The sequence below is a fragment of the Paenibacillus sp. FSL W8-0919 genome, assembly GCF_038003785.1.
Lineage (GTDB): Bacteria > Bacillota > Bacilli > Paenibacillales > Paenibacillaceae > Paenibacillus_AQ > Paenibacillus_AQ lactis.
This window is the reverse complement of sequence record NZ_JBBOPV010000001.1, coordinates 5,522,174-5,536,975: the sequence shown is the minus strand read 5'-3', so window position 1 is coordinate 5,536,975 and position 14,802 is coordinate 5,522,174. Positions and strand designations below refer to the sequence as shown.

The following is a 14,802-nucleotide window of genomic DNA, read 5'->3' as shown; positions in this document are numbered from 1 at the left end:
GGACAACATATACTTGTACAAGATTTCTGAACACCGGAGGATAAAATAATGAAAATGAAACGGACGAATTGCAAGTCCTTGTTATCCATATTGCTGGTGGTTTGTCTGATGGCCGCGGCCGGCCCTGCCTATGCGGATCATGAGAAGGGGCCGGCGAATCACGCCCAGGCGGCCGCGTTGATCGATGTTACATCGGGCAGGCTGTTGTACAGCAAAAATGGGGACGAGCGGCTGCGGATCGCCAGCCTTACCAAAATCATGACGGCGATTGTAGCCATCGAGCACGGCAAGCTGAACGACCGGGTCACGGTTTCGAAGAACGCATTTGCCAAGGAAGGCTCCTCCCTCTTCTTGAAGCTTGGCGAGGAGATGACCTTGGAAAACCTGCTCTATGGCTTAATGCTCCGTTCGGGCAATGACGCCGCCACCGCCATTGCGGAGCATGTGGGAGGGACGGAGGAAGGCTTCGTCCTGCTGATGAATCAGAAGGCCCAGGAGCTCGGGTTAACCAACACGCATTTTATGAATCCGCACGGGCTGGATCATGACGAGCACTATTCCTCCGCCAATGATGTTGCCAGGATGACCGCCTATGCGCTTCAGAACCCGACGTTCAAAGAAATCGTGAAGACACCGACCAAGCGGGCGCCGAACCCGAACGAGTCCTGGGATTACAAATGGGATAATAAAAATAAAATGCTGCGCCTCTACGAAGGAGCTGACGGCGTTAAAACCGGTTTTACGAAGAAAGCGTTCCGCTGCCTGGTCAGCTCGGCCACGCGGAACGGTCAGCAGATCGCTGCGGTTACGCTCAATGACGGCAATGATTGGAATGACCATGCCAATATGCTTGATTACGGCTTCAACCATTTTCCGCTGAAGCAGGTTATCGAGAAAGGGCAAAAAATACAAGGCTACTCGCTCGTTACCGGAAGCACGTTTAAGTATGCATTTACCCATGACGAGGAAACCCGGCTAGTCAAAAGGCTCGTTCTTCACAAGCAAGGCTCGCCGGATGTGTCCTTCGGACTCAGAGGACACATCGAGCTGCTGCTGAACGGTGTCAGCATCGGCAAAGTTCCTGTATACGAGCAAGGCGCCAGACTTCCTGAGCCGCCGTCCGCCTTGCAGAAGTCCAGGAGCGCCTCCGCGCAGGGAGCTGCCTTGTCGTTATGGCAATCGGCCGCCGAAGTGTTCAAGCATCTGGTGCGTGCCAATCATCATTAGATTTCGCTAAGAGGGGAACTCCTCTCGATACGGCGAGTCAAAGAACGGGGGCGTAGAAGAGCTATGATCAATATGATTTGGATGGGGATGATCCTGATCGGGTTTGGCTTTGCGGCGGTGAACGGAAATATCGACGCGGTGACCAAAGCCGTGTTTGATGGAGCTCAAACAGGCGTTACCGTGTCCTTCGGGCTGATCAGCATCCTGGTCTTTTGGCTTGGCATGATGCGGATTGCCGAGGATTCGGGGCTTCTGAAGAAGGTTGCCGTCATGCTTGGACCGGTCGTACGGTTTCTGTTCCCCGACGTGCCGAAGGACCATCCGGCGATAGGGTATATCTTATCGAATATGAGCGCGAATTTGTTCGGTCTCGGCAATGCGGCAACGCCGATGGGAATCAAAGCGATGCAGGAGCTGCAGAAGCTGAATCCGGATAAAGACACCGCGACACCGGCCATGTGCACGCTGCTGGCGCTTAACACAGCCAGTATTACGCTGATTCCGACAACGTTGATAGCCATCCGCTTGAATTACGAATCGGCAAATCCGGCCGAAATCGTAGGAACGACGCTGCTGGCTACGGCCATTGCGACAGCGGCAGCCATTCTCGCCGACAGATGGTATAGAAGGCGTACGATTCGGCGGAAGCAGCCGTCCGGAATCGGGGCTGGAAGGAATCCGGATATGAAAGGGTGATGAACATTGCTGTCATGGATTAGCGTCATCTCGGCCTGGTCTATTCCCATTATGGTCGCGTTCATCCCGCTTTATGCCTATACCCGCAAAGTACCGGTATATGAATCGTTTGTGGAAGGAGCCAAGGACGGCTTCTCCACTGCAATCGGCATCATCCCCCATTTGGTGGGGATGATGGTGGCGATCAGCGTCTTCCGATCATCCGGGGCGCTGGAGTTCTTTGTGGGATGGACGGGCCCGTTTCTGCAGTCCCTCGGGGTCCCGGGCGAAATTTTGCCGCTCGGCCTGCTTCGTCCGCTGACTGGGACGGGATCGCTCGCTTATACAACCGAGCTGATCCGCGCTTATGGGCCGGATTCGATGATCGGCCGGATCGCTTCCACGATCCAAGGAAGCACGGATACGACTTTGTACGTGCTGACTGTCTATTTCGGCGCGGTTGGCATCCGCAACGGCAGATATGCGCTAAAAGTCGGACTGTTTTCGGATCTGGTCGGGTTTATTGCCGCAATCGCCGTATGTCTGCTCGTATTTGGATAGTGACATTGCAATTATACCAGCTTCATTTCCCCTATTTCGTGCTTATGACTGCGCGGTAATCGGGGATTTTTTGTTTTGATAAGGGAACACGCGCCTATACCGCCGGGGCCGCAATGTCATATACTGCTGAATCAAATTTGTGCGGCAGAGGTGATGATGATATGGAATTCGAAGGCTTTGTAATCCATCATTCCGAATGCGAGCAGGAGCCGCGGGTGAGGTTCGATTTTACAATACATGCGGACGGATCGGTCACGTCTTCCCCGATGCTTCTGCATCATAAACTGATTCATATCTGTCTGGAAGGCAATTTCAACCGTCGCTACGAGCTCATGAGCCTTGAGCAGAAGAGCCAGCTGTTTACCGCCAGCAAAATCATTATGGAGCTCTCGAGACTGCATGATATTTCCCCGTTATATCTGTTTCCACATGCAGAGAGCTGCCCTGGAGCGGATTTTCCGTGGAACGCGCTTGTGATTTATCCTGTCGATGGTTATCATTAGGGATGAGGTGACCTATCGAACATGGAGAGATTACAGAAAATTATGGCACAGGCCGGAGTCGCATCCCGCCGAAAGTGCGAGGAACTGATTCTGGAGGGCAAGGTGCAGGTGAACGGGGAGACCGTTACCGAGCTCGGCACGAAGGCCGACCCCGACCAAGATATCATTACGGTTTCAGGGAAACCGATCAAGCATGAGAAAAAGGTCTATTTAATGTTGAATAAGCCAAAGGGAGTTATTACGAGCGCATCGGATCCGGAAGGCCGGAAGATCGTATCGGACTATCTCAAGGGCGTAAAGGAGCGCGTCTACCCGATCGGCCGTCTGGATTACGATACGGAAGGGCTGCTGCTGCTGACCAATGACGGCGAATTCGCCAATCTGCTCAGCCACCCCAAGTATCATGTGCCGAAAACCTACCTGGCAACGGTGAAAGGGGTGCCCCACGGAACCGAGCTGGACAAGCTGCGTCAGGGCATCATGCTGGAGGACGGAATGACCGCTCCGGCCGAAGTCGAATACCGCGACGTGGACCCGGACAACAAGCAGTCCGTCATCACCATTACGATTCACGAGGGACGCAACCGCCAGGTGCGGCGGATGTTCGAGGCGATCAATCATCCGGTCATCCGGCTTAAGCGGATCGCGTACGGCGATCTGCTGCTTCAGAATCTGAAGCGGGGCCTGTACCGTCACTTGACGCCAAGTGAAGTCAATGAGCTGCAGCAGATGGCCAAGGCGGCGAAACCAGGCGGTAAACCGAAGAAAAAACGGTAACCCGACACATAATATTCAAAATGGCGAGCGGCGTTTATGACGAATTTCGTTATAATTGTTCATAGGATGTTCACACCCGCCTGCACATTTATGATGAAAGTCATAGAAAGGAAGCTGCTGCACTATGGGCAAATCGAAGAAAAGCATTCAGATCGTTATCCTGCTTGCCATCGTTCTAATCGGCGTGTACGCCGTTGCAACCATTGTATTCGGCTCCGACGAGGTGCCTAAGGTCGGTGAGAAGGCGGCGAATTTCGAGCTTCTGGGCATGGATGGCAATGTACATACCATGAGCGAATACGAAGGCAAAGCCAGAGTTATCAATTTCTGGGGGACCTACTGCCCGCCTTGCGTCCGGGAGATGCCGGCGCTGCAGGCACAGTGGGAGAAGTGGAAGGATCAAGGGGTCGAAATCGTTGGGATCAATGTGGGCGAGAACAAAATGACGGTTGAAAATTTTGTGGCTCAAACCGGCGTGAAGTTCCCGATCCTGATGGATCCGGACCGGGATGCGGTGGCCAGCTACGGCGTTGGCCCAATGCCCACGACCTTCTTCGTGACGGCTTCCGGGAAGATTCACCATATTCGTATCGGCGAGCTGGATCTGGACACGCTGGATAAACAAATTGAACAGTTGGTGAAAGCAAAATGAGTGAAGGTTCCAAGCCTTTGATCCAAAACACGAAATGTGAATGCGGTCATCAGAATCCGCCCGGAACCGTCCTGTGCGAAGCCTGCGGGAAACCGCTGACAAAGGAAGCGGAAGCCCAGCAGATCCTGGAAATGCGTTACGACGGGGTGGCCCGCCGCTCGCAGAAAGCCAACCCCGGCTTCATCGACAAAGTCTGGAATTTCTTCTCCTCGGTGAAGGTTGCGATCTATTTGATCCTGCTGACGCTGATCGGCTCGTCGCTCGGAACCATCCTGCCGCAGGAGAGCACATTCCTTAACATTGACCCCTCTGTCTACTACAAAGAGGAGTACGGACAGCTGGGGCATATTTATTATCTGCTCGGGCTGTCCCATACATATACATCCTGGTGGTTCGTGCTTCTGCTGGTCATGATCGGCGCATCCTTGGTCATCTGCAGCCTGGACCGCGTCCTGCCGCTGTACAAGGCGCTAAGCAGACAGCGCATACCGAAGCATATGTCGTTTCTGACCCGCCAGCGGGTGGTGTACCAGGGGACGGTTGAACAAGACGGTGCCGAGTGGGTTGAGCGGGTGAAGCCGCTGATCAAGAAAAAAGGATACCGCGTCCGCACGGACGGGGGCACGCTGCTTGCGGAGAAGCAGCGGTTCAGCCGATGGGGGCCGTATGTGCTCCATATCGGCCTGATCATTTTTCTTTTAGCTGTCCTTGGACGGAATTTGCCGGGCCTTCATATGGACGAGCATATGGCATTTCCCGAAGGGGAGCCCGTGCACATCAAGAACACGAGTTATTATCTGATGAATGACGGATTCAAGGTAGAGTTCTATACGGAAGAGGATATGCCGAATGAATTCAAAGGCAAGGGCAAGGTGCTGCCTAAGAAATTCGAAACGGAGGCGATCCTGTATGTGTGCGAGTCCAATTGCAATACACCGGGCCAAGAGCCGCAGCTTAAGGAGGTCACCCGCCATAACATCGAGGTGAACCACCCGCTTAACTACAAGGGGCTGAAGGCGTATCAATTCGATTATGATTTGACTCCGATTCTCCGAACCGTATCCCCGATGTTGATTGACAGCAAAACCGGGGAACAATATGGAAAGATCGATCTGTCGATCAAGGATCCCGTAAGAGAGTACAAGGCAGGGGATTACACCTTGACGCTTACGCAGACGTTTACGGATTTCGGCCTCGGTGACGACGGGAAGCCGGTCAATCTGTCGCCGAACCCGAACGCACCCGCGTTCCTGTTCCTGATCAAGGGACCGAACCTGCCGGCGGACGGCATTCAATATTTCTACTTCCCGAAACAGGTCGACAAGGAGCGGTTCCAGCAGGATGCGATCAATGCGCAGCTTGCCGGAGGCGAGAATCTCGTAACGCTGGACGTACTGAGCATGGATGACGTCGACTTTGCGGAGTCAACGACGTATTTGAACATCCGCGTGGATAAGGCGATGCCTTTCATCTGGGTGGGCGCATTTATCGGCATGATCGGACTGGTTATGGGCTTCTATTTCCATCATCGCCGGATTTGGCTGCGGGTCGATGACGGAACGCTGACGCTCGGTGCCCACACGAACAAGAACTGGTTCGGTCTGCGCAGGGAAGTCGCCGCCATCCTGAATCAGATGAATATCGAGGTCGACGAAAAGTCGCTGGAGAATAACAGGGGGAGTCAAGCATGAATCTAATCGATTTTAGCGGTGATGCATTTGTTGTGTCCTTTTTGCTATATTGCGCATCGTTTATCATGTATGCCATTGCGGTGATGGGACGCCGCTTCCGGAAGCGGGAGCCCGAGGCCCATCTTGCCAAATGGGGCAAGATCGCATTCGTGACAGCATCGATCGGCCTGATCGGCCATCTGCTGTATTTCTTCACCAGATGGGCAGGCTCCGGGCATGTGCCGGTGAGCAACATGTACGAGTTTATGTCGTTCCTGTCCATGGCGATCATGATTGCATTTCTGGTGCTGTATTTTATTTACAAAAAATCGCTGCTCGGCCTGTTCGCGCTGCCGCTCGTCATTCTCATTATGGCGTATGCGGCCGTGTTCCCTCAGGAAGTGCAGCCGTTGATTCCTTCGCTGCAGTCGTATTGGCTCGGCATTCACGTCACACTAGCCGCGCTCGGCGATGCGTTCTTCGCCGTCGGCTTTATCGCTGGTCTGATGCACCTGCTGCGGACGGTCAACTTCACCGCTACGGATAAAGGCGCGCGGAGGGAGCAGCGCTGGCTCGAGCTCTGCATGTTCGCGATCGTCGTCCTGCTCGGCTTCATTTTGTCGGTCTACAGCTTCCGCACAGCCGGTTACGAAGCCGTGTTCAATCAGACGCAGATTGACCCTAAAACGGAAACCAGTAAAATAGTAAAAGTGGAGTACAATATGCCTCCGATTGTAGCCCCGTATCAGAGCGAGACGGAAAGCATGCAGTCATTCCTGGGCATGAAATCCCCGCTGTTCGAAGCTCCGTCATGGATGCATGGCGTGAACGCGGGGAGGAAGCTCAACACTGTGATCTGGTCGCTGGTGAGCGGCATCATCCTGTATGGATTGCTGCGGCTGTTCATCCGTAGACCGATCGCGAAGTTCATTCAGCCTGCGCTGAACAAGCTGAATCCGGATGACCTGGACGAAATCAGCTACCGTGCGATTGCGATCGGGTTCCCGGTATTTACGCTGGGCGGGCTCATCTTCGCCATGATTTGGGCGGAGATTGCATGGGGTCGCTTCTGGGGCTGGGATCCGAAGGAAGTATGGGCGCTGATAACGTGGCTCTTTTACAGCGTGTACCTGCATTTGCGGTTGTCCCGCGGATGGCAGGGCAAGTACTCGTCCTGGCTGTCGGTTATCGGATTTATCGTCGTGATGTTCACGCTGGTTGGCGTCAACCTGATCATTGCCGGTCTGCATTCCTATGCCGGAACGGATTAAGATGTAGTTTAATAGCAATGGATTAGAAAATCAGGAGGGCCCTTACGATGCGAGGGCCGTTCTGATTTTCCCCTATAACAATGAAGGAGCTGCTGTCAATGTCTGAGCATGGTAACCGCATACTCGTAGTCGATGATGAAGAGCGTATTCGGCGTTTGTTGAAGATGTACCTGGAGAAGGAAGGATATGAGATTGAAGAGGCTGAAGACGGGGAGACTGCCCTTCGCAAGGCAACCGGTGAGGATTACGGACTTGTCATATTGGATGTGATGCTGCCGGGTATGGACGGAGTCGAGGTATGTACGCGTCTTCGTCAGGTGAAGTCGACGCCGATTCTGATGCTGACTGCCAAGGGAGAAGAAATCAACCGTGTTCAAGGCTTCGAGGTCGGCGCGGACGATTATGTCGTCAAGCCGTTCAGCCCGCGGGAGGTCATCTATCGGGTCAAGGCGATTCTGCGCCGCTCTTCGGCAACGGCTTACCTTAGCAAAGAATCCAACCCGAGCAACAGCATTGTCTTCCCTCATCTTGTCATTGAGCACGACGCCCATCGGGTAACGGCGGGGGGACAGGAAATCAGCCTTACGCCGAAGGAGTATGAGCTGCTGCATTATTTGGCCTCGTCGCCGGATAAAGTCTTTTCCCGGGAAGAGCTCCTGAAGGATGTTTGGAATTATGAGTTTTTCGGTGATCTGCGCACCGTCGATACGCATGTGAAGCGGCTGCGGGAGAAGCTGAACAAGGTATCGGCGGAAGCTGCCGCGATGATCACAACCGTATGGGGAGTAGGCTACAAGCTGGAGGTTCCGAAGTAACGTGAACTTCTGGAGATCGCTTGTCGGCAAGCTGTGGATCACGATTACGTGCTTGGTTGCCTGCGTGCTGTTGACGCTAGGATTATTTTTGCTCCCCTACATTGATACGACCTTCACCAATTCCAGTGCAATCAAACGTTTGTTTACGTATGTGTCGATCATCGGATTCTCGATGACGACCTTTTTCGGGCTTTTCCTGTTAACGAAAATCACTCAGCCGATGCAGCAGCTGATCGAGGCTGCCAATGACATCCGCAAAGGCAAGTACGGAACCCGTCTCAATCTGGTGACGAGCGATGAAATCGGCGAGCTTGCGAATACGTTCAACCATATGGCCGCCGAGCTGGAGACGAATATCCGCAATCTTAATCACGAGAAGGAGCATTTGTCCAGCGTGCTTCGAAGCATGAGCGACGCCGTGATTACGTTTGACAACCACGGGCAGGTTATTCTCGTCAATCCCCCCGGACAGGAAATTATGAAGACCTGGAAGGGACTTGAATGGGATGATGATCTGCAAGGGGGCGGCTGGGCTGCGGACGTGATGCCTAAGCCGCTGAGCGAGCTGTTCTACAGCACGGTGAACGAAGGCCGGGATCAGAGCGCGGATCTGCATGTGAACCAGGGGATCTGGTCGGCCCACATGGCACCGCTCTATTCGGATGACGTGATACGGGGCGCTGTCGTCGTGCTCCGGGATATTACCGAACAGGTTAAGCTGGAGAAGATGCGGACCGATTTCATCGCCAACGTATCGCATGAAATTCGCACCCCGCTCTCGATGATGCAGGGATACAGCGAAGCGCTGCTCGACGGGATGGCTGCTTCGCCTGAAGAAGGCCGGGAGCTGATCCAGGTCATCCATGAGGAATCGCTGCGCATGGGCCGTCTGGTGAAGGACTTGCTGGATCTGACGCGAATGGAGGCGGGACACGCCGAGATGTCGCTGCGGCAGGTTGATGCAGGCGAACTGTGCGAGCGTGTCTACCGTAAGTTCTCCGTAAGAGCCAAGGAACAGGAGATTGATCTGCAGCTATCCCTGCATTCGGACCTCATCCTTGAATCTGCTGACGAGGATAAGCTCGAGCAGGTGCTGACCAACCTGTTGGACAACGCTTTCCGGCATACGCCGTCCGGCAAGCAGGTGAAGATCCAGGCACACCGGGTCAAAGCGCCGAAGGGCGATGCGCTGCAGGTGATCGTCTCCGACCAAGGCGTCGGCATACCTGCAGGGGATTTGCCATTTGTGTTTGAACGTTTCTATAAGGCCGATAAAGCCCGCGTCCGCGGCGAAACCGTCGGAACGGGGATCGGTCTGGCTATTGTCAAAAACATCGTGACTGCCCATCACGGCACGATTACAGCAGCTAGTGAGGTAGGGAAAGGCACCGTGTTTACGGTGACGATTCCTATCAATGCGGCAGAATCTTAGGAAAAGAACGCCTAAAAGACAAAACACGCTCCAATCGGAGCGTGTTTTTTGTTGAAATTCGTGGGCTAATCTTGTTCAACGTGGAACATAGGGATTAGCTGAGCACGATTTGTTGAGCTGTATTGAGTTCTGGAAGACCGGTCAGCTTCACGAGCACTTCCTTAGAGACGTCCTTGTCAACGGTCAGACACATGATGGCTTCGCCGCCGATGACCTTCCGGCCAACCTGCATCGAGGCGATATTCACGTCGTTCTCACCGAGCAGGGTGCCGACGCGCCCGATAATGCCTGGCTTATCGTTGTGCGAGATCAAGATCAGATGGCCTTCAGGCGCAACGTCGACCGGGAATTTGTCGAGACGCACGATCCGTTCGCCGTATCCGAGAAGCAGGGTGCCTGCAACGATGCGTTCCTGCCCGTTTTGCGTTTTTAGCGTTACGGTAACGAGGTTCGCAAAGTCCTTTGTTTTCGGAGTTTGAGAAACGACAACATGAAGATCGCGGCTCTTTGCCAAGTGCATCGAATTGACGATGTTCACTTCGCTGCCGAGATGACGCTCCAGCACGCCTTTTACAATGTAGCGGGTGAGTGCTTGGGTATCGACTTCCGCCAGCTCGCCTGCATAATCGACATGAATCTCTTTCACGGCATGAGCGGTAATTTGAGCCGCTACGCTGCCCAGCTTCTCGCCGAGAGAGAAGTATGGCTGCAGCTTGTTCATGACGCTAGCCGCGACAAGCGGGAAGTTGACGGCATTTTTGAACGGCTCGTTGCGCAAAATATGAAGGACCTGCTCCGATACGTCAATGGCCACGTTCTCTTGGGCTTCGATGGTGGATGCGCCAAGATGCGGAGTGACGATGACCTTCGGATGGCTAAGGAATGGATGGTCGCTTTCAGGCGGCTCATGCTCGAACACGTCAAACGCGGCTCCAGCCACAATGCCTTCGTCGATCGCTTCGACCAATGCGCGTTCGTCGATAATCCCCCCGCGCGCACAGTTCACGATGCGCATGCCGCGCTTCATGACCTCGAATTGCGGGCGGGCGATCATATGACGGGTTTCCGGAGTCAGCGGCGTATGAACCGTGATGAAATCGGCGCTGCGGATAATGCTGTCTACGGATGCGAGCTCAACGCCGAGCTTGTCGGCGCGTTCCTCGGTCAGGAACGGGTCGAATGCCATGATATTCATGCCGAATGCCTTCGCACGCTTTGCGACTTCGCTGCCGATCCGGCCCATCCCCATAACGCCCAAGGTTTTGTTGCGCAGCTCCACTCCGAGGAAGGATTTGCGGTCCCATACGCCGTTAATCGTCTTGGCATAGGCCTGCGGAATATGGCGGGCCAGAGCGATCATCATGGCAAACGTATGCTCAGCGGTCGTGATCGTGTTTCCGTCTGGAGCATTGATAACAACAATACCGCGCTTCGTGGCGGCTTCGAGGTCGATATTATCCACTCCGACTCCGGCGCGGCCAACCACTTTCAGCTTCGTTCCGGCACTCATAATACGCTCGGTTACGCGGGTCTGGCTCCGAACCAGAAGGCCGTCGTACTCTCCGATTATGGCAGTGAGCTCATCTTCGCTGAGCCCTGTCTTTTTGTCTACCTGCACATCGGCTGCATCCATCAATTGCTGGATCCCCAAATCGCTGATCGGATCCGATACCAAAACTTTAAACATGGTTTCACTTCCTCCTTAAATTCTCTATAAATAGTGCTGCAAATATTGAATAAGGAGCGCGCCGGTTAACGCGCATCCGTTATACCGTTGGTTTGGTAAGGCTTGGTTTCTTATAGCAATTGACGCGGTGTCGTAGCAAAGGACCGGGAAATATAAAAACTCCCGACTCCGCATACTACCTCCGTAGTAAGGGACGAGAGTTATTCGTGGTGCCACCCTTATTCGCTGTCCGTAAACTCGAACAGCCTCAAGCGGTCTTATCAGACCATGATTGGTAACGGAATCATCCGATTTGCGCCTACTATTGATTTCAGCGAAATATCTCAGGAACGCTCAAGAATAACCTTCCGCCGCCGATTCTCACCAACCATCGGCTCTCTGCAGGCGTAACAGCTTCTTATTTCCATCATCGGTTTTGTACGAGATTAATTTTTTCATAATGTATCATGGCTTTTACATTGTGTCAATAGGTGGCGATCATCGGTATAATAGGGCAATAAACGGTCTTATGCTTACGGCAGCCTTGAATGTCATGCCAAGAATTTGCTATGATGCATATGCCCGCCATATTTCGCATTAGCCCTGGATTTGTCGGATTTAGGGTGAAGAAGCATCGAACCGTTCAAATACAAAGATGAAAGACAGGCACAACTTCTATGAAAAAATTTAAAATAAGAGTGAAAAGAATCGAAGCTCACCAGCTAAACGACCGACTTCTTCTTATTAATTTGTACCTGACCCAAGCGCTCACGCTCATTGTCGGCCTGATCTGGATTTTGTTCCAGGGCCGGAACCCACTGGCGCTTCTCGCTGTGCCGAAGGAGCTGGAGTTTCTGTATTGGGGGCTGGGGCTCGCAGCGGCCATGCTTGTTGTGGATTTGATACTATCCCGCTTTGTGTCCGAGGACAGTATGGATGACGGGGGAATCAACGAGATGCTGTTCCGGAATCGGCCAGTATGGCATATTCTCGTTATAGCGATCGTCGTTTCCGTATGCGAGGAGCTTCTGTTTCGGGGAGCGATTCAGCATGCATTCGGGCCATATTGGACCAGCATTTTATTTGCATTGATCCATGTCAGGTATCTGAAGCATTGGCTTCCGACCGGCTGGGTATTCTTGAGCAGCTACGGTCTTGGTCTTGTCTATATTTATACGGGAACATTATGGGCACCGATCCTGTGCCATTTCCTGATCGATTTCATTTCGGGAATGCTGATTCGATTTCGGAGGAAAGAGGAGAATGAACGAACTTAGCAGAATGGAAAGACACCGGAGCCGAAACAAAGGCCGGAAGAACAAAGCATCTTCTGTCTCGCCTCCATCGCCGGCAGCAAAGCCGACAAGACAGGATGCTGGTGAATATACCGAATATACCGGGCTTAGCCGGTCCAAGCCGAGGATGGCCGAAGAGCGGCGGACATACACAGCCAGCGCGGAAGAAGGGCTATCACGGTCCCGCAGAAAGCAATCGGCCACCCAGGACAACATGGAGGAAGCCACAGCTCCGCGGCGAACGCATACATATTCTTCCTACCGTGTCCGGATGAGCAAATGGTTTGTGAACTCATTAATCGTCATATTTATTTTATTGATGGCCAGCTTGCTGTGGTGGGGGCTGATCGGGGCGCCGCCCGTAAGCGAGCTGATAAAGGAGTTATTATGAGCATATGGTTGTGGCTGTCGGGTGCTGCGGCAGCGGGAGTCGGTGTTCTAGGCTGGATGAGCGCCGAAGCGAAGGGCTACCGGGTCCGCGAGGAAGAAGTGGTGACGGAGCGAATCCCGGCGTCCTTCGACGGATTCAGAATTCTGTTCCTGACCGATATCCATCGGAGGGAGTTGTCGGAACGGAAGCTGATGGCTGCGCTGCAGCCTGTAGACTGCGTCCTGCTTGGCGGCGACATTACGGAGCGAGGTGTTCCCCTGGAGAGGCTGAGGCATAACATGGAGGTGCTCCGGCGGGTTGGACCCGTCTATGCGGTCCTCGGCAACCACGATTTGTACGCAGGCAAGGATGCGGTGAAGAAGGTGCTCAAGGAAACCGGCGTGACCCTGCTGAGCGATAAAACGGTCCGGATCACGGTTGGGAATGACTACGTCTCCCTTAGCGGCATTCGCCAGCCTAAGAGCAAGCGGCATCCTTATTCCCAATTCAAAGGCAGCCTGCACGGCGACGAATACCATATTTTGCTCGTGCATGATCCGGTTTGGCTTAAGGGCAGGGAAGAGGCGAATTGTGATCTGCTGCTTGCCGGCCATACGCACGGCGGACAAATCGTGCTTCCGCTTGCGGGCGCGGTCCGGCTCGAGCGTTTCTACAAATCCTTCAAGTCCGGCTGGTATTCGATTCCAAGGGCTGCAAGCGAGAAGCTTCCGGACACGCGCATGCTGATCAGCCGGGGCTTCGGAACCTCGCACATCCCTCTACGGCTGTTATGCCCGGCGGAGTACCATGTGCTGACTTTGCGTAAAATGTGAAAAAGCCTTCATTCTTCCTTCCAGATAAAGCAAGGAGAAGAAGGCTTTTTTGTGTTGTAATCAGCGGATCTGAGGCTCAATCGCCCGGGGATCCACGAAACCATAACCTTTGGCTTCCAGCTTGGTCAGCAAATCGTCGAGCGCTTCGACCGTCCAGGGAAGCTCATGCATCAAAATATTGCTGCCCGGATGGAGCTGCTCCAGCACGTTGTTGATGACCGCCTCGGGCTTGTTTTTATTTTTGCTCTCCCAGTCCAGCGAGCCGTTCGACCATGTCATGTACAGCAAGTCATTCTCTGAAGCGATATCCTTGACGGCATCTCCGCCCGACCCGAACGGAGGTCGGAAAAACGCAGGCTCCGTACCGATCGTATCCTTCACAATTTGCTGTACATCTTCAATTTGCTGACGGACCTTTGCTTGGCTCTCCTGCTTCAAGTCGATATGGTCCCAAGCGTGATTGCCGATGATTTGCCCCCGGTCATGGATGATGCTGAGCAGCTCGGGATTGGCTTTTACACGGTATCCGTTAACGAAGAAAATAGCCTTGGCCTGGTGCTTGTCCAGCGTGTCGATCAGTCGGTTGATCATGTCCGCATCCTTCGGTCCATCGTCGAAGGTGAGCAGCACGACCTTAGAAGGCACGGATTCGTCATTCGGGACGATGCGGTACACCTTATTCATGTGATACTTGAGTTCCGGCTTCTCATCAGCTGCCGGCTGCTCGCTGGCTTGTTCATCAGCAGTGCCGCGTACTTTCGTACCGCCGGCAGTTCCGCTCGACTCCTTATCGACGGCAGCAGGAGGGGCTTCTTGTTCCTGAGGCGTCACCGGCTCAGCCGTTTTCGTATCTGGCATAATCGGATTGCCTGAATCAGCGGGCACGCTATTATGGTTCTGGCCGTTTCCTTGGTTTCCGCAGGCGCTGAGCAGAATGCAGCAGGCCAGCAGGATGATCTTTGTTGTCGTTTTAACCATGATTCCATCTCTCTTTCCTGTATTTATGTAGCATGAGTTGCCTCCGGCGCGAGAACACTAACCCTGAGTTTAACATA

The 14,802-nt window shown here is 53.6% G+C and carries 15 protein-coding genes and 1 other annotated feature; of the genes, 13 read left to right on the top strand and 2 right to left on the bottom strand.

Features of this window, described 5'->3' with window-relative positions; translation table 11 throughout:
• Positions 1–48: 48 nt before the first annotated feature.
• The 10 genes from NST44_RS25110 (at position 49) to NST44_RS25065 (ending at position 9,583) form a co-directional block, all read left to right on the top strand.
• Positions 49–1,227 (top strand): D-alanyl-D-alanine carboxypeptidase family protein, encoded by a 1,179-nt coding sequence (locus NST44_RS25110; RefSeq protein ID WP_007129782.1) that lies wholly within the window; start codon positions 49–51, stop codon positions 1,225–1,227.
• A 63-nt stretch (positions 1,228–1,290) separates the two neighbouring features.
• A complete protein-coding gene (locus NST44_RS25105; protein WP_007129783.1) occupies positions 1,291–1,923 on the top strand; it encodes a nucleoside recognition domain-containing protein in 633 nt (210 codons plus the stop codon).
• A gap of 6 nt (positions 1,924–1,929) precedes the next feature.
• Positions 1,930–2,463 (top strand): spore maturation protein, encoded by a 534-nt coding sequence (locus NST44_RS25100; protein ID WP_007129784.1) that lies wholly within the window; start codon positions 1,930–1,932, stop codon positions 2,461–2,463.
• A 161-nt stretch (positions 2,464–2,624) separates the two neighbouring features.
• On the top strand, positions 2,625–2,966 hold the full coding sequence (locus tag NST44_RS25095; protein ID WP_007129785.1) for a hypothetical protein: 342 nt from the start codon (positions 2,625–2,627) through the stop codon (positions 2,964–2,966).
• 21 nt (positions 2,967–2,987) lie between these two features.
• A complete protein-coding gene (locus tag NST44_RS25090; RefSeq protein WP_007129786.1) occupies positions 2,988–3,743 on the top strand; it encodes a pseudouridine synthase in 756 nt (251 codons plus the stop codon).
• 124 nt (positions 3,744–3,867) lie between these two features.
• Positions 3,868–4,395 (top strand): redoxin domain-containing protein, encoded by a 528-nt coding sequence (locus tag NST44_RS25085; protein WP_340900926.1) that lies wholly within the window; start codon positions 3,868–3,870, stop codon positions 4,393–4,395.
• Complete coding sequence (locus NST44_RS25080; protein WP_007129788.1) at positions 4,392–6,086, top strand: cytochrome c biogenesis protein ResB; 1,695 nt, start codon at positions 4,392–4,394, stop codon at positions 6,084–6,086. Before NST44_RS25085 ends, NST44_RS25080 begins: the two co-directional genes overlap by 4 nt.
• Positions 6,083–7,336 carry a c-type cytochrome biogenesis protein CcsB gene (gene ccsB, locus NST44_RS25075; protein ID WP_007129789.1) on the top strand — a complete coding sequence of 418 codons (1,254 nt, stop codon included), beginning with the start codon at positions 6,083–6,085 and terminating at the stop codon, positions 7,334–7,336. Before NST44_RS25080 ends, ccsB begins: the two co-directional genes overlap by 4 nt.
• Positions 7,337–7,434: 98 nt before the next feature.
• Entirely contained in the window at positions 7,435–8,151 is a 717-nt protein-coding gene (locus NST44_RS25070; RefSeq protein ID WP_007129790.1) for a response regulator transcription factor, read from the top strand.
• 1 nt (position 8,152) lies between these two features.
• On the top strand, positions 8,153–9,583 hold the full coding sequence (locus NST44_RS25065) for a HAMP domain-containing sensor histidine kinase (RefSeq protein ID WP_007129791.1): 1,431 nt from the start codon (positions 8,153–8,155) through the stop codon (positions 9,581–9,583).
• Between the two features lie 94 nt (positions 9,584–9,677).
• On the opposite strand, the gene serA is transcribed toward NST44_RS25065, so the two are convergent.
• The gene (serA, locus tag NST44_RS25060) at positions 9,678–11,270 is read right to left on the bottom strand and encodes a phosphoglycerate dehydrogenase (RefSeq protein WP_007129792.1); all 1,593 of its coding nucleotides are present in this window, start codon (positions 11,268–11,270) and stop codon (positions 9,678–9,680) included.
• Positions 11,271–11,456: 186 nt separating this feature from the next.
• Positions 11,457–11,689, bottom strand: a binding site (T-box leader).
• Between the two features lie 237 nt (positions 11,690–11,926).
• Here serA and NST44_RS25055 point away from each other — a divergent pair.
• Genes NST44_RS25055 through NST44_RS25045 form a run of 3 tightly spaced genes read left to right on the top strand, consistent with a single transcriptional unit; the run spans position 11,927 to position 13,747 of the window.
• Entirely contained in the window at positions 11,927–12,526 is a 600-nt protein-coding gene (locus NST44_RS25055) for a CPBP family intramembrane glutamic endopeptidase (protein ID WP_007129793.1), read from the top strand.
• Entirely contained in the window at positions 12,513–12,935 is a 423-nt protein-coding gene (locus NST44_RS25050; RefSeq protein WP_007129794.1) for a hypothetical protein, read from the top strand. Before NST44_RS25055 ends, NST44_RS25050 begins: the two co-directional genes overlap by 14 nt.
• Positions 12,932–13,747, top strand: a complete 816-nt coding sequence (locus NST44_RS25045; RefSeq protein WP_007129795.1) for a metallophosphoesterase — start codon at positions 12,932–12,934, stop codon at positions 13,745–13,747. The genes NST44_RS25050 and NST44_RS25045 overlap by 4 nt, the downstream gene beginning before the upstream one ends.
• A 60-nt stretch (positions 13,748–13,807) precedes the next feature.
• Here NST44_RS25045 and NST44_RS25040 read toward each other — a convergent pair whose 3' ends face one another.
• Complete coding sequence (locus NST44_RS25040) at positions 13,808–14,725, bottom strand: polysaccharide deacetylase family protein (RefSeq protein ID WP_007129796.1); 918 nt, start codon at positions 14,723–14,725, stop codon at positions 13,808–13,810.
• Positions 14,726–14,802: the final 77 nt, after the last annotated feature.

Coding starts and splice junctions, on each gene's coding strand:
- NST44_RS25110 (WP_007129782.1), top strand. CDS start 49: ATGAAAATGAAACGGACGAATTGCAAGTCCTTGTTATCCATATTGCTG.
- NST44_RS25105 (WP_007129783.1), top strand. CDS start 1,291: ATGATCAATATGATTTGGATGGGGATGATCCTGATCGGGTTTGGCTTT.
- NST44_RS25095 (WP_007129785.1), top strand. CDS start 2,625: ATGGAATTCGAAGGCTTTGTAATCCATCATTCCGAATGCGAGCAGGAG.
- NST44_RS25090 (WP_007129786.1), top strand. CDS start 2,988: ATGGAGAGATTACAGAAAATTATGGCACAGGCCGGAGTCGCATCCCGC.
- NST44_RS25085 (WP_340900926.1), top strand. CDS start 3,868: ATGGGCAAATCGAAGAAAAGCATTCAGATCGTTATCCTGCTTGCCATC.
- NST44_RS25080 (WP_007129788.1), top strand. CDS start 4,392: ATGAGTGAAGGTTCCAAGCCTTTGATCCAAAACACGAAATGTGAATGC.
- ccsB (WP_007129789.1), top strand. CDS start 6,083: ATGAATCTAATCGATTTTAGCGGTGATGCATTTGTTGTGTCCTTTTTG.
- NST44_RS25070 (WP_007129790.1), top strand. CDS start 7,435: ATGTCTGAGCATGGTAACCGCATACTCGTAGTCGATGATGAAGAGCGT.
- serA (WP_007129792.1), bottom strand. CDS start 11,270: ATGTTTAAAGTTTTGGTATCGGATCCGATCAGCGATTTGGGGATCCAG.
- NST44_RS25055 (WP_007129793.1), top strand. CDS start 11,927: ATGAAAAAATTTAAAATAAGAGTGAAAAGAATCGAAGCTCACCAGCTA.
- NST44_RS25050 (WP_007129794.1), top strand. CDS start 12,513: ATGAACGAACTTAGCAGAATGGAAAGACACCGGAGCCGAAACAAAGGC.
- NST44_RS25045 (WP_007129795.1), top strand. CDS start 12,932: ATGAGCATATGGTTGTGGCTGTCGGGTGCTGCGGCAGCGGGAGTCGGT.
- NST44_RS25040 (WP_007129796.1), bottom strand. CDS start 14,725: ATGGTTAAAACGACAACAAAGATCATCCTGCTGGCCTGCTGCATTCTG.